The 14,452-nt window shown below is 39.3% G+C and carries 14 protein-coding genes; 10 read left to right on the forward strand and 4 right to left on the reverse strand.

Annotation, left to right across the window (positions count from 1 at the left end):
- Positions 1–160: 160 nt before the first annotated feature.
- Genes IGJ90_RS01580 through IGJ90_RS01590 form a run of 3 tightly spaced genes read left to right on the forward strand, consistent with a single transcriptional unit; the run spans position 161 to position 3,554 of the window.
- Positions 161–1,933 (forward strand): PTS mannitol-specific transporter subunit IIBC, encoded by a 1,773-nt coding sequence (locus tag IGJ90_RS01580; RefSeq protein WP_002380023.1) that lies wholly within the window; start codon positions 161–163, stop codon positions 1,931–1,933.
- Positions 1,934–1,947: 14 nt separating this feature from the next.
- Positions 1,948–2,385 carry a PTS sugar transporter subunit IIA gene (locus tag IGJ90_RS01585; protein WP_002355279.1) on the forward strand — a complete coding sequence of 146 codons (438 nt, stop codon included), beginning with the start codon at positions 1,948–1,950 and terminating at the stop codon, positions 2,383–2,385.
- Between the two features lie 14 nt (positions 2,386–2,399).
- Positions 2,400–3,554 (forward strand): mannitol-1-phosphate 5-dehydrogenase, encoded by a 1,155-nt coding sequence (locus IGJ90_RS01590; protein ID WP_002355280.1) that lies wholly within the window; start codon positions 2,400–2,402, stop codon positions 3,552–3,554.
- 67 nt (positions 3,555–3,621) lie between these two features.
- Here the strand turns inward: IGJ90_RS01590 and IGJ90_RS01595 are convergent, their stop codons facing one another.
- Both IGJ90_RS01595 and IGJ90_RS01600 read right to left on the reverse strand, forming a co-directional pair.
- Complete coding sequence (locus IGJ90_RS01595) at positions 3,622–4,737, reverse strand: NAD(P)/FAD-dependent oxidoreductase (protein WP_002366097.1); 1,116 nt, start codon at positions 4,735–4,737, stop codon at positions 3,622–3,624.
- Between the two features lie 78 nt (positions 4,738–4,815).
- Positions 4,816–5,454: an NAD(P)H-binding protein gene (locus IGJ90_RS01600; protein WP_002366098.1), complete on the reverse strand. Its 639-nt coding sequence runs from the start codon at positions 5,452–5,454 to the stop codon at positions 4,816–4,818.
- A gap of 320 nt (positions 5,455–5,774) precedes the next feature.
- Here IGJ90_RS01600 and IGJ90_RS01605 point away from each other — a divergent pair, with 320 nt between their 5' ends.
- Genes IGJ90_RS01605 through IGJ90_RS01615 form a run of 3 tightly spaced genes read left to right on the forward strand, consistent with a single transcriptional unit; the run spans position 5,775 to position 8,899 of the window.
- Positions 5,775–6,953 carry an efflux RND transporter periplasmic adaptor subunit gene (locus IGJ90_RS01605; RefSeq protein WP_002366099.1) on the forward strand — a complete coding sequence of 393 codons (1,179 nt, stop codon included), beginning with the start codon at positions 5,775–5,777 and terminating at the stop codon, positions 6,951–6,953.
- Between the two features lie 9 nt (positions 6,954–6,962).
- On the forward strand, positions 6,963–7,673 hold the full coding sequence (locus tag IGJ90_RS01610; RefSeq protein WP_002383683.1) for an ABC transporter ATP-binding protein: 711 nt from the start codon (positions 6,963–6,965) through the stop codon (positions 7,671–7,673).
- Complete coding sequence (locus IGJ90_RS01615) at positions 7,670–8,899, forward strand: ABC transporter permease (protein WP_002355288.1); 1,230 nt, start codon at positions 7,670–7,672, stop codon at positions 8,897–8,899. The genes IGJ90_RS01610 and IGJ90_RS01615 overlap by 4 nt, the downstream gene beginning before the upstream one ends.
- Before the next feature lie 54 nt (positions 8,900–8,953).
- On the opposite strand, the gene IGJ90_RS01620 is transcribed toward IGJ90_RS01615, so the two are convergent.
- Complete coding sequence (locus IGJ90_RS01620; RefSeq protein WP_002385352.1) at positions 8,954–9,658, reverse strand: DUF4811 domain-containing protein; 705 nt, start codon at positions 9,656–9,658, stop codon at positions 8,954–8,956.
- Entirely contained in the window at positions 9,658–11,175 is a 1,518-nt protein-coding gene (locus IGJ90_RS01625) for an MDR family MFS transporter (protein ID WP_002385351.1), read from the reverse strand. The genes IGJ90_RS01620 and IGJ90_RS01625 overlap by 1 nt, the downstream gene beginning before the upstream one ends.
- A gap of 100 nt (positions 11,176–11,275) precedes the next feature.
- Here IGJ90_RS01625 and IGJ90_RS01630 point away from each other — a divergent pair, with 100 nt between their 5' ends.
- The 4 genes from IGJ90_RS01630 (at position 11,276) to IGJ90_RS01645 (ending at position 14,446) form a co-directional block, all read left to right on the forward strand.
- A complete protein-coding gene (locus IGJ90_RS01630) occupies positions 11,276–11,743 on the forward strand; it encodes a MerR family transcriptional regulator (RefSeq protein WP_002383688.1) in 468 nt (155 codons plus the stop codon).
- A gap of 130 nt (positions 11,744–11,873) precedes the next feature.
- The gene (locus IGJ90_RS01635; protein WP_002355294.1) at positions 11,874–12,626 is read left to right on the forward strand and encodes an IclR family transcriptional regulator; all 753 of its coding nucleotides are present in this window, start codon (positions 11,874–11,876) and stop codon (positions 12,624–12,626) included.
- A 160-nt stretch (positions 12,627–12,786) separates the two neighbouring features.
- Complete coding sequence (locus tag IGJ90_RS01640) at positions 12,787–13,434, forward strand: bifunctional 4-hydroxy-2-oxoglutarate aldolase/2-dehydro-3-deoxy-phosphogluconate aldolase (protein WP_002364953.1); 648 nt, start codon at positions 12,787–12,789, stop codon at positions 13,432–13,434.
- A 4-nt stretch (positions 13,435–13,438) separates the two neighbouring features.
- Positions 13,439–14,446: a sugar kinase gene (locus tag IGJ90_RS01645; RefSeq protein ID WP_104845969.1), complete on the forward strand. Its 1,008-nt coding sequence runs from the start codon at positions 13,439–13,441 to the stop codon at positions 14,444–14,446.
- Positions 14,447–14,452: the final 6 nt, after the last annotated feature.

Raw genomic sequence — 14,452 nt, forward strand, 5'->3', positions numbered from 1 at the left:
AATAAGCACGTGTTTTCTGGTTTTCGTAACTAGAGAACACGTGCTTTTTTCTTTCAACTTTTGGCACAATGGTTTGTGCCAAAGTACGACTTTTTCCAGATTCGGAAAGCGGATACAATTTAGTCAACAAGAAAAGTTACTTGAGAGAAGGGGAATAAAAATGGAACAAGTACCAGAAAAAAATAAAGTATCAATTAAAGCAAAAGTCCAAAGACTTGGCAGTACCTTATCTAGCATGGTGATGCCCAATATCGGGGCGTTGATTGCGTGGGGCGTTTTGACAGCGCTATTTATCCCAGATGGATATCTGCCAAATAAAGCCTTTGCCACGATGGTTGGCCCAATGTTGACCTATTTAATTCCATTATTAATTGGCTATACTGGTGGGAAAGTAATTGCAGGTGATCGCGGTGCCGTAGTTGGCGCAATTGCGACAATGGGCGTGATTGTGGGAACCGATATTCCGATGATGCTAGGTGCCATGATTATGGGTCCACTTGGTGGCTTTACAATTAAGAAATTTGATCAGTATTTCCAACATCGGATTAAAGCTGGTTTTGAAATGTTAGTAAACAATTTTTCAGCTGGATTGATTGGTTTTGCGTTAGCTTTACTTGGTTTTTCAGCGATTGGCCCAATTGTCGATGCGCTGACTGCTGCAATGGCACGTGGTGTGGAAATCATTTTAAATGCTCATTTGATTCCATTAACGAGTATTTTTATTGAACCGGCAAAAGTGCTCTTTTTAAACAATGCGATTAATCATGGCATCTTAACACCCTTAGGGACAGAACAAGTCTTATCAGCTGGCAAATCAATTCTTTTCCTATTAGAAGCAAACCCTGGTCCTGGGTTAGGTGTCTTATTAGCATTTATGTTTTTTGGAAAAGGTGCGGCAAAATCTTCTGCGCCGGGAGCAATAATTATTCATTTCCTTGGTGGTATCCACGAAATTTACTTCCCATATGTAATGATGAAACCGTTATTATTCTTATCGGTTATTGCAGGTGGCGCGACAGGTAGTTTGGTTTTCCAAACGTTAGATGCTGGTTTACGTGCGCCCGCTTCACCAGGCTCAATTATAGCTATTTTAGCGATGACACCAATGGGTTCTTACTTACCAGTTATTTTAGGTGTTTTAGCAGCAACTGCTGTTTCCTTTGCAGTATCCGCAGTCATTTTAAAAGCAGATGCGAAAGAAGAAAGTGATGAATTTGCCCAAAAAGTGAAAGAAACCCAAGCTGCTAAAGCAGCATCAAAAGGATTAACTGTCACAAATGGTAGTGCTTCATTGTCAGGAATTCAACAAATTATTTTTGCTTGTGATGCTGGGATGGGCTCTAGTGCAATGGGTGCGTCTATCTTACGGAAAAAGGTCCAAGAGGCTGGTTTAGTACAAACTGTGACGAATCGGGCCATTAATAATTTGACCGATGAGGGAAATACATTGATTGTCACACAAGCGGAATTGCAAGAACGGGCCAAACAGAAAGCACCTAATGCAACCTTTGTAGCAGTTGAAAACTTCTTGAACTCACCACGTTATGATGAAATTGTGGCTGAACTATCAGGTACCAAAGAAAAAAACGACGCACAACCAACAGCCTTCAAAGCAACACCTGCTTCTGAAATTGAGGGAGATTTAGCAAATGTCAATGAAATTCTTTTGGTTCACGATGACCGTGTCGGGTCAGCAACGATGGGAATGAAAGTCTTAGAAGAAATTTTAGATAAAGAGAAAATTTCAATGCCGATTCGAAAAATTAATATTAATGAATTAACTCAACAAACACAGGCTTTAATTGTCACAAAAGCTGAACTAACGGAACAAGCCCGTAAAAAAGCACCGAAAGCGACACACTTATCAGTAAAAAGTATGGTTAATCCCCAAAAATATGAAACAGTGGTTTCGCTCTTAAAAGAAAGTGCCTAGAGAGGAAGAAAACAATGGAAAATCTTACGAATATTTCAATTGAATTAAATCAACAGTTTAATACAAAAGAAGAAGCTATTCGCTTTTGCGGCGAAAAACTAGTCGAGGCAGGCTGTGTTGAGCCCGCTTATATCGAAGCAATGATTGAAAGAGACCAATTGCTATCTGTTTATATGGGGAATTTTATTGCCATTCCTCATGGAACAGAAGAAGCCAAAAAATTAGTGAAAAAATCAGGAATCTGTGTAGTGCAAGTCCCAGAGGGCGTTAATTTTGGCACCGAAGAAGATGAAAAAATTGCTACCGTATTATTTGGGATTGCCGGAGTCGGTGAAGAACATTTGCAATTAGTCCAACAAATTGCACTTTATTGTAGTGATATGGATAACGTGGTGCAACTTGCTGACGCATTAAGTAAAGAAGAAATAACAGAAAATTTAGCCATTGCTTAAAGGAGAGAATAAGAATGAACGCAGTACATTTTGGAGCAGGAAATATTGGACGCGGCTTTATCGGCGAAATTTTAGCTAAAAACGGGTTTCATATTACGTTTGTGGATGTTAATGAAACCATCATTCAAGCGTTAAAAGAACGTAAAAGTTATACAATTGAATTGGCCGATGCCTCACATCAACAAATTAACGTTGAAAATGTGACCGGGTTAAATAACATGACAGAACCAGAAAAAGTAGTAGAAGCAATTGCGGAAGCCGATTTAGTCACGACGGCAATTGGTCCTAATATTTTACCAAGAATTGCTGAATTAATTGCTCAAGGAATTGATGCACGTGCCGAAGCAAATTGTCAAAAGCCGCTGGATATTATCGCTTGTGAAAATATGATTGGTGGTTCAACCTTTTTAGCAGAAGAAGTGGCCAAATATTTGAAAAACCCAGCTTATGCTGAACAATGGATTGGTTTTCCTGATGCGGCAGTTGATCGGATTGTTCCATTACAAAAACATGAAGATCCACTTTTTGTTCAAGTTGAGCCTTTTTGTGAATGGGTCATTGATGATACCAACCGAAAAGCCAAAGAGATTCAGTTAGAAGGCGTTCATTACGTTGCCGATTTAGAGCCGTATATTGAACGAAAATTATTTAGTGTAAACACTGGACATGCTACAGTTGCCTATACAGGGGCGTTGTTAGGCTATCAAACCATTGACGAAGCGATGCAGGACGCCTTAGTGGTAGCGCAACTCAAATCAGTTTTGCAGGAAACCGGTAAACTTTTAGTGGCTAAATGGAATTTTGATGAACAAGAACATGCAGCCTATATTGAAAAAATTATTCAACGTTTCCAAAATAAATATATTTCAGATGCTATTACACGTGTAGCACGGACACCAATCAGAAAATTAGGTGCGCAAGAACGGTTTATTCGACCAATCCGTGAATTACAGGAACGCAATCTAGTGTCGCCGCATTTATTAGCAATGATTGGTATTGTCTTTAATTATCATGATCCAGAAGATGAACAAAGCCGTCAATTACAGGAAATGCTTGACCAAGAAAGTGTTGATACAGTGATCGCTGAAGTAACAGGCATTGAAGATCCAGAAACGGTTAAAAATATTAAACAAAACGTAGAACGCTATGCGCGACCACAAGTAGCATAATAACAAAATCCTTCTACCAAGATACTTCACATTTCTTAATTAAAGGGAAAAAACAACCGCTCGCTGATTAAAGTGAGGGGTTGTTTTTAACATATTGACTAAGTGGTTTTTGATAAAGCTCTCCTTTGAAGACACCTGTATTGAAGTATTCAGCTAATTGGTAACCAATGAATGGGCCAGTAGTGAGTCCTGATGAACCAAGTCCGCTAGCAACCACAAGGTGGGGCATTTCTGGCAAAGGGCCAAAAAACGGAGCGAAATCGGATGTATAAGCACGTGTACCGACGCGGTAATGCATGGGTTGCTTAAAAAGCTGATTTGCTTCTTTTAGAAATGGCGCAGTCCCAGAAGTTAGTTGTTGAAAAGCGCTAGCAGTCTCTTTTAAATCCCAGGCTTGTTCATTTTCGTGGGTGGCACCTAATAAAATTTTTCCTTTATTAAAAGGAATTAAATCGGCTTCGCCATCTAACATAGCAACAGGCCATTGCTGACTATTTGTAAAAGGGGTCTCGAAAACTAACAATTGTCCTTTTTGGGGACGAATGTCCACAGATAAATTTAAAGTAGCGAGTAATTCCTTTAAATGAGGACCAGGTGTTAAAGCGAGAAAATCAACGCTCTTTTTTTCTGAATTTGTGACAATTTCCCACCCTTGATTCAGTTGTCGAAAGTGCGCCCGTTGTGAACAAAAAGTGACCCCTTTGGCTTCGGCGCGTTTCTGAAGATGGTTTAGATAAGCTGGTCCATCTAGGCGACCGCCGCCAGAAATAAAAAGTGAGGGAGTTTCCTTAAGTAGCGGTAAGAACTTCGCTGTTTGAACCGCTGACAACATCGTGATTTCTCCAATTTCAGGTGCAGTTTGCTTACGCTCTTCTGCCAAATGGGCTAAGTCTGCCAAAGCAGTTGCCGGGCGCAAAATGACTGTCCCTGATTGACGATAAATATCCTCCGTCAGCTGAAAATCTTTGACTAGTTTTGGAAATAGGGCAGCGCCCTCTCGCGCTAATTGGTACCATTTCTTATTCCGACGTTTGGATAGCCAAGGGGAAATAATCCCGGCGCTCGCTTTAGTCGCTTGGCCGAGCCCTTCATCATAAACGGTAATGTCAAATTTTTGTGGATCTAAATAATTAGCTAACGTCATTCCGATAATGCCGCCGCCAATAATGGCAATTTTTTTCATGCTTCTTCTCTCCTTCGAACAGTTGTATTGTAACACAAAAAAACCGCCTCTAGACAGAGACGATTGGGAGATAACTTGTTAACGGGTCCTTCTGTGTGTGTAAATAGAATTGCCGCCTTCTAAAACGTGAACAATTTCTTGTGCCATTTCTGCCACAGGCACAGGATCATAGCCAATAAATAAGTTCTTTAAAAAGGGGATTTTCTTAAAAAAATAAATACATTTACTAAAAAGTATGGTGCCGGTACGTTCTTGACCTACAAGTAAACTAGGATAAAAAATCACTGCTTCGACGACTTCTTGGTGGATTAGTTCCTCCGCTGCCAATTTGGCATCCATATATTTTCTCAAAGGGAAAGGAACAGTATTGGCTGAAATAAATAAAAACTTAGCTGGCTTTTTTTGTTGTGCTAAAAAAGAGCTGATTTTTTTCACTGGCGTCAGAATTAGCCGTTGATAGGTTTTCTTTTTTCGTGGATTTTCAAATAAAATACCTACTGTATCAATGACCCAATCAGCACGTTGGACCTGTTCTTGCCAATTCGTGTCACGAGTAACATCGGAGCATACCCACTGCACTTGGTGGCTCCAAGATGCGGAGAGCGTGGCAGGCTTTCCATGACGTGAAACACTGATGACTTGATGTTGGCGTTGGACTAAAATTTTCGCGATTTGTTGACCTAAAAAACCGCTACCGCCAAAAATAATGACTTTCATGGCAAGCCCTCACTTTCAATTGTTTCTTCTAGTGTACCTTAAATAAAAAAAGAAGCAAAAAATCTCGATTGCGCATAGTTTAGTTATAAATAACATAAAAATAACCTTTTTAGATTGTTGAAATACAAAGACCCAACAATGGTTATTTATTGTCGTGAAATAAATAAAAAAATGAACAAAAATGAAATAAATCAGACTAAAGGCCTAGAGAAATGCCCTTGTTTCTTGAATTCAAGCATGGTTAAATAGTTATAAGTGAACGACCGAGCAATTTAGTTTGTTGAGGAAAATAGACAGAATGAGGAGATGAAACGAAGAAAATGAAGAAGAAAACGATAATTATATTGGGGGCAGTTGCGGTAATTGCGGTTGGGGGCATCGTAACTGTGAATGCGTTAAATAAAAATGCACAACAAGTAGCTGTCAAGCAAGCGCCTAAAGATGACTGGGGAATTGACTATTTTGACGTTCCCGACTTGCAACAAATTTATATTAACGGTGTCATCCAACCGGAACAAATGGAAGCCTTTGCGCGTGATCAAAAAATAACAAAGGATCCAGAGATTAAGGTGAAAAACGGCGATGTCGTAGATGCAGGCACAGAATTATTTACTTATGAAGATGAGGCGGTCACAAAAGAAATTGAGGCACAACAAAATAGCTTAGCCAAATTAGAAACGAAGCGGGCGAATATCTATAATAAGTGGAATCGGGCCATTGATAAATTTAATAAAACTAAAGAAGAAGACCGCACGATGTCTGGTGATGATTTAAATGAACAATATCAAACAGAAGTCGATGCGGTAGATGAAGAGATTACCTTTACCAATGAAACCTTAGCGGATTTAGGAGCGAAGCAATATATTTCCACAAAGGCTAATTTCAAAGGTCGCGTATCAATTCCAGAAGTAAAAGATGCCAATTCACCGATTTTACGGTTAACTTCAGAAGATCTTTATTTAGCTGGGAAAGTGAATGAAAAGGACTTGACTAAAATTAGTGTTGGGCAAAAAGCTAAACTAACTTCTGTTTCCAACAATGTGGTTGTGGATGGCTCAATTTCTTATATCGATGATAATCCTCCTGAAGGCAACAGCGATGCCGCGAGTGGCAATCCAGAGGGCGGCACGACGATGTCTAGTTATAGCGTCAAAATTGCGTTGGCCAATTTAGACAAAGTCAAAAATGGTTACCATATGCAAGCAACCATTGATTTAGGCGATTTAGGGGCGATTGAGTTACCGAAAAAAGCGATTCAAAAAGAGGGTGAACAGGCCTACGTTTTAGTGAATGATTTTGGAACCATCATTCGTCGTGATGTCCAAGTCGGGCAAGAAAATGGCGACAAAATGGCGATTGAATCTGGCTTAGAATCAGCCGACCGAGTGGTTATTTCTTCAAAAAAACCAGTAAAAGTCGGTGACATTGTGGAATCAGATGCAGCGATTGCTTCTGATGAATCAGCAACCAACGAATCACTGACAGATGCGTCGAAATAGGAGGGCTTGATGGTGGAAGCAAACAATACAAATCAACCCCTCATTGAATTGCGGGACATTAACAAGTTCTATCCAGTAGGTAAGGAAAAACTACATGTTTTAAAAGAATTGAACTTGACCATCCATCAAGGAGAGTTCATTTTAATCATGGGGAAGTCCGGCAGCGGTAAGACAACACTGATGAACATTATCGGTTTCTTGGATCGCTTAACAGACGGAAGCTATCATTTCTCAGGAACAGATGTTTCAAAATTGTCTGAAAATAAAAAATCAGCCTTTCGCAATGAATATCTAGGGTTTATTTTTCAACAATTTTTCTTGATTAATTCCTTAAATGTTAGTCAAAATGTTCAATTGCCCTGTGTTTATGAAGGGAAAAAAAGCCGCGCTGAGAAAAAAGCGATTGCTGAAAAATACCTAAAAATTGTCGGGTTGGAAACAAAAGCCAAATCAAAAGTTACTGAACTTTCTGGAGGACAGCAACAAAGAGTAGCCATTGCTCGTTCCTTGGTGAATGATCCATTATTGATTATGGCTGATGAACCGACTGGGGCATTGGATAGTGAAACGGGTACAGAAATCATGGAATTATTGAAAGAATTGAATGAACAGGGCAAAACAATTGTCATGGTGACACATGATGAAGATATGAAAAAATATGCCTCACGAGTGATTCATATGAAAGATGGTCGCTTTTTGGAAGAAGAGGTGATTAGATGATTGCTAATTTATTTGTTAGTACTTTTTTAAGCTTAAAGGCGCATAAGTTGCGGGTATTTTTAACGATGGTCGGGATTATTATTGGGATTACATCAGTCGTAACGATTTCTGCGCTAGGTGAAGGGATGAAGCGTCAAGTTGTGAAGGCATCCAGTGCAGTGAACGCGGATGTTTTGAAGATTCATTATACAATGTCGGATGGTAGCAGTGACAATTTTATGTCCTATGAAGAGCCAGATTATACGTTTAGCCGAGTGGACTTGAAAAAATTACAAGACATTCAAGGAATTGAAAGTATTTATCCTCAATATGGTGAATCAATGATGGGGGGCGGAGACAATTTGTTTGTACCAATGGATTATTTTGGGGCACAAGCGAATTTATCCATTACGTCGACTAAAGGGCAGAATGATATTTTATATGGTCGTGATTTTCAACCGAGCGATGCAAATACAGATGCGATTGTCTTAAATCATGATATCTTTGAAGCGCAAATTCGGCTTGATGATCCTAGCCAACTCATTGGAAAAGCTGTTTCAATTGGTGGTTATATGTACAAGGTGATTGGTATTTTAGCACCAAAAGATTTAGATAGTTTGGGTATGAACGATGATTGGGCAACTGCTATGAGTAGTTTTGTTTCTCGAGAATCATACAATAAATTAGCGAAAACAAAAGCAATTAGTGGCATCAATATTAAGGTTCGTGAGGGAGCGGACCGTGAAGCAATTTTAGGACAGGCAATCACTATTTTAAGTGAAAATCATCCTGAAGTGAAAGGAACGTTTAAAGAAAATGACCAAGACCAACAACTCCAACAACAAATGGAAGAAATGGTCACGGGTATGACAATGTTTCTGATGGCAATTACTGCAATCTCCCTATTAGTCGGGGGAATTGGCGTCATGAACATCATGTATGTGTCTGTCACGGAACGGAAACGAGAAATCGGGATTCGTCGGGCCATTGGTGCTAAACCACGAGTCATTTTATTCCAATTTTTAATGGAAGCAGCGTTTATCACATTGATTGGTGGTTTGATTGGTGTCGGCTGCGGCTATTTATTGGCAACTGTGGTCGGTGGGTATATTTCGATTACGCCAATTATTACGCCGTCCATCTTTGCTATTTCAACATTGGTTTCTGTCTTCACAGGTATCTTTTTCGGGATTATTCCAGCAATTGGTGCCTCGAGGATGGATCCGATTAAAGCGATTTATAATTAAAAAGAAGAGCTTGGTAGTCACATCTTTTTTGATGATCCTATCAAGCTCGCTTTTTTATTTCATGTCACTAAGAATTTTCTGAATCAATTCTTGTTGAAACTCTTTGGTATATTGTTCGGTGAGTTTCGCTTGTTCTTCTTGGGACATTGATGGATTCGCCATCATAGCAGCCATCATTTTTTTGCCAACTGTTTCAGTCCCTTCTTTTTTGATATCAGCGGCATGTTGTTCCATATATTCGCCTAATTTTTTTGCTTGATCAGCACTTAAAACTAGCCAGTCACTAGCAACGTTGAAGGTGTTTTCTTGTTTTGCAAATTGGTTATCGTTGTCAGCAAGGCCAAATAGTGTTTTGGCCCAGGACTCTTGATAGGACCATTTCGTCGTTTTTTGGACTAATGTGGATTTTTGAGCATCTTTTTGAACTGTGTTTGTGACGTTTTCCGTTCCTGTTTTTTGTAGTTTCTTTTTATCTGGTGTGTTATATAAATAAACTTTTTCGGAACCATCGCCCAACGGCTGGTACAATAACATGTTGGGGCCATCTTTGCTTGAACTACTGCTTTTTAGTTCAAACGTTTTGTCCTGAGTAACTTCGGTCATACCAAAATGATCTTTATCGTTTAAAACGATAAGACTTAACGAAGCTAAGAACCCTAAACCAAAAATAACCATACAGCATTTATGCCAAACTTTTCGGCCAAATACATTCGTATAGGCAAAGCCTAACACGCAAAGGATTAAAAGGAAAATAATCATTATTTCATTGCACCTACTTCCTTAACAGGCATCGCTTCTTTTTTATTTAAGAAGAAAGTAATCGCCAAGCCGAGAACGCCAAAGATTGTTGCCACGAAGAAGGCTGCGTGATAACCGTTTAGTGTTGCGTTTGTTGCTTGGTCGCGATAAGTGAGTGGGGCTGTTTTTAATAAGTCCGATGCAGGTAAGCCATCTTTGGTAACATTTGTTAAAACACTAATCAAAACAGCTGTTCCAATTGAGCTGGCTACTTGTCGGAAGGTGTTGTTTACAGCAGTTCCGTGACTTAATAAATTCATTGGTAAAGCATTCATGCCAGAAGTTGTCACAGGCATCATGACCATCGAAATACCAAACATCCGAATCGCATATAGGACAATGATATAAATAATAGGTGTTGCTTTTGTTAAGAAAGCAAACGGTAACGTTGCAGCTGTTAAAATAAACATCCCGGTAATCGCAAGACGACGGGCACCAATTTTATCAAAAATGCGACCCGTTACTGGCATCATAAGTCCCATGACTAACGCTCCTGGTAAAAGCATTAACCCTGAATGGAAGGCAGATTCGCCACGAATATTTTGGATATACAAAGGTAAAACCATTTCGGCACCAATCATTGCCATGTTGGTTACGCCAGATAAAATGGCCGCAACAGTAAAGACTTTTGATTTAAAAACGCGTAGTTCTAAGAAAGGTTGTTCTAAATGCAATTGTCGATATGTAAAAAGACATAAAACAATCGCACCAACAATTAAGAATCCATAGACTTGTGGGCTACCCCAACCTTTATCACCAACGCTTGAGAAGCCGTAAAGTAAGCTACCAAAGCCGAGAGTAGAAAGAATGACCGATAAGACATCGATACTTGGATTAGATAATTGAATGACATTTTTCATTAAAAATGAAGCTAAAATTAGGACTAAAACGACAATTGGAATGACCATCCCAAAAAGGTCACGCCATGTATAAGAATCAATAATCCAACCAGATAATGTTGGACCTAAAGCGGGTGCTAATCCGATAACAATTCCCGTTGTGCCCATGGCAGCGCCACGTTTTTCAGGCGGGAAAATTGAAAGCATAATTGTTTGTAAAAGAGGCATAGATACACCGACCCCTGCGGCTTGAACAAGACGTCCAGTCAATAACATGCCGAAGTCTTGCGCTACAAAACAGATGATGGTTCCGATTAAGAACGTTGACATCGCTGTTATGTATAATTTTTTTGAACTGAATTTGTTAATCAACCAAGCACTGATGGGAATCATAATGCCGTTCACAAGTAGGAATCCAGTGGTTAGCCACTGTACACTTGAAGCTGAGATATCAAATTCTTTCATTAATGTAGGTAAGGCCGTCGTTAAAAGCGTTTGGTTTAAAATCGTACAAAATGTTCCGATTAGTAAAACACCGACTAGTAACGACCGGTTATAAGGTTTTCCGTGAATATCCACAGGTTGTTGTGAAGTCACATATATCGCTCCTTTTTCTGTAAGTTTCAAATTAAATTGCATTAACTACTTTACAACTAATTAGAATCTTTGTCAACTTACTTGACAAAGGTGTAAAAAAAACTACAATTAAGGAAAGGATAAGGGAAAGGAAGTTAAACTAATGTGGTCAAAAATGATTCAGCGTTTGTTAAATGAAGAAAATTTGTTGATAGGAATTAGTGAACTAAGTGAAATTGCTGAAGTTTCGCCACGTCAACTTCGTTATTGGGAAGAAAAAGGGTATATTTCTTCCATTGCGAAAGACGCAAACGGTCCACGGAAATATCGGTTACATACAGTCGTCAAAGTGCATTGGATCAAGCGTTTTTTAGATGAAGGATATACGTTACAAAGTGCGGTGGAAAAAGCAGAAGAGCAGCATCGTAATGTGGGGATGACGAAAAAAATCTTTAGTCAAATGTTTCATGGTATCTCAGAAGTTTGTCCCAATTACGTAGCGATTGATTTGGGCGATTTCGATGAAGAACAAAAATTATATGTTGTATTTAATGAAACCACAGAAGTCAGTGAGTATCTTTTAATTCCTAAGGATGCAGATGTTTCTGATGAGTTAAAGAAAAGAAAATAAGAATGAAATAGGACTGGGAGAAAGACCTGAAGTGAAAGTAAAACGTTACTGAATGAATCTTCGAGTTCTTTTTTTCTTGCAATTTCTTTATTTTTCTATATAATTTCTTATATGGAAAAGGAGGGTTTCGATGAAAGAAACAAAACCTTACGGAACAGTCTTGTTAAAAGCGGCTAAAATCATGGACTGTCTAAGTTTACAACCCGATCAAACCTTACAGGAAATTGCAAAGAATACCGAAATGACGGCATCAACGGCAATCAAAATTTTAGAAACCTTAACATTAATTGGCTATGTTCAAAAAGACACGAACAAGACGTACCGCTTAGGAACAAAATTGATTCGCTATGCGAATCAAAGTGTGGAGCAAATCGATTTAGCTGAAATTGCGGTACCTTATTTAGAAAACCTTCAAAATACGGTCGATGAAACCATTCATTTAGGGATTTTAAATAATAATGAAATTCTGTATATCAATAAATTAGAACCGAAAAATCAAACGATTCGCATGTCCTCGAAAGTGGGAATTACTCGACCGTTGTATAATTCGGCCATGGGTAAAGCCGTTTTAGCAGAATTTTCGGAAGAACAAGTGCAACAATATTTAGACACGCAGACATTAATTCCCTATACCGAAAATACGATTACCAATCCCTTGCGTTTGAAAAAAGAATTAAAACAAGTGCAACAAACGGGGGTTGCTTACGATGATGAAGAAATTGAACAAGATATTTTCTGTAGCGGAGTATCTTTAATGAAAGATGGCGAAATTGCGGGTGCTTTTAGTGTAAGCATGCCGAAATATCGTTTGACAGAGGAAAATAAAACGACGATTAATCAAGCCCTTTTGGCAACAAAAGCAGCGATTGAAGCGAAATTATAGTAGAAAAAGAAAGACAAACAAAAGTCGATTGGGATTTTTGTTTGTCTTTCTTTTTTTATTTTTGTAAAAACGTTTGCATTTTCTTTTTTTATCTGTATAATGAAGTTGTGAATTTCTTTATAATAAATATATATTTCTAAATAAGAAATGAGGGAGTCTGTTGAAGCGAGTATCAATTTTACAAAAATTAGAAAATGCTGGCGTGATTGCTGTGGTTCGCGGAAAGACAAAAGAGGAAGCGCTAAAAGCTAGTCAAGCCATTGTAGCAGGCGGTATGCGGGGGATTGAGTTAACCTTTACTGTTCCTCAAGCAACAGAAGTGATTCAGGAATTAGTTGCGTTATACCAAGAGAATCCTGACGTAGTCATTGGTGCGGGGACAGTTTTGGATGCTACGACTGCTCGTTTAGCTATTGTAGCAGGGGCTGAATATATTGTGAGTCCAAGCTTCGATGAAGAAACCGCTAAAATTTGCAATTTATATCAAGTTCCTTACTTGCCAGGCTGTATGACCATCACAGAAATGAAAGAAGCACTGAAAAGCGGAGCAGATATTATTAAACTATTTCCGGGAAGTGTTTATGGACCGAGTGTTATTTCGGCATTTAAAGCGCCATTGCCTCAGTTAAATATTATGCCAACGGGTGGTGTCAGTTTGGAAAATATGGCCGAGTGGTTTGACGCAGGTGTGACGGCCGTCGGTGTTGGTGGCAATCTGTTAGCGCCAGCAGCAACTGGGGATTTTGAAAAAGTTCGTGAGGTTGCCCAAGCCTATATGGAAAAATTCCAAGCAATCAAAGGGGTGTAGGCACATGGGGAAAGTCGTAACATTGGGAGAAATCATGTTGCGTTTGTCCACGCTTGTCGGAATACGCGTAGCACAAACAGAAAATTTCGCTGTACATTACGGCGGTGGTGAAGCGAATGTAGCGATTTCGTTAGCGAACTATGGCCACCAAGTGACTTTTGCTAGTAAAGTGCCCGATAATTCATTAGGAGAAGCCGCCAAAAAGCATTTAAGTCGTTATGGGGTTTCAACGGAATTTGTACGAACTGGCGGAACACGCCTAGGAACATATTACTTGGAAACTGGTACAGGAGAACGAGCAGCCAGTGTTGTCTATGATCGCGCCTATTCAAGCTTTGCTCAAATCGAAGAAATGGAATGGGACTTACATGAGCTGTTTTCAGGAGTAGAGATCTTTCATATTTCAGGGATTACAGCGGCGTTATCAAAAACGTGGCAAAGTATGACGGTTGCGCTAGTTAAAGCAGCGAAGCAAGCAGGGTGCCAAGTAAGTTTTGACATTAATTATCGAGGGAAACTTTGGTCCCAGAAAGAAGCGAGCGTGGCATTGAAGGCCATTCTTCCATTTGTTGATATTTGTTCAGCTGGGGTATTAGATGCTCGTTATTTATTGGAGATTCCAGAACCAGAGGAAGAACTTGAAGACGCATTAACGTGGTACTACCGAAAAATGCAAGAACGTTATCCCAACATTCAAGTATTTTATTCAACCAAACGTCAAGTTCATTCAGCGACAGATAATGAATTAATCGGAACGCTATGGTACAAAGGTGCGTATTATACGTCCAAATGTCATCGATTACAACCGATTGTTGACCGTGTCGGTGCCGGTGATGCGTTTGCTGGTGGGGTTTTACATGGCATATTAGCTGCCTATGATCCACAAACCTGCATTGATTTTGCGACAGCGGCTAGTGCGTTAAAACATACTGTCCATGGTGATTGTAATCAATTTAGTCAAAAAGAAGTCCTTGCTTTTTTGGCAACGGGCTCAGGAAAAATAAATAGATAGGAGATT

The sequence above is a fragment of the Enterococcus sp. AZ129 genome, assembly GCF_051714505.1.
GTDB classification, from domain to species: Bacteria; Bacillota; Bacilli; order Lactobacillales; family Enterococcaceae; genus Enterococcus; species Enterococcus faecalis.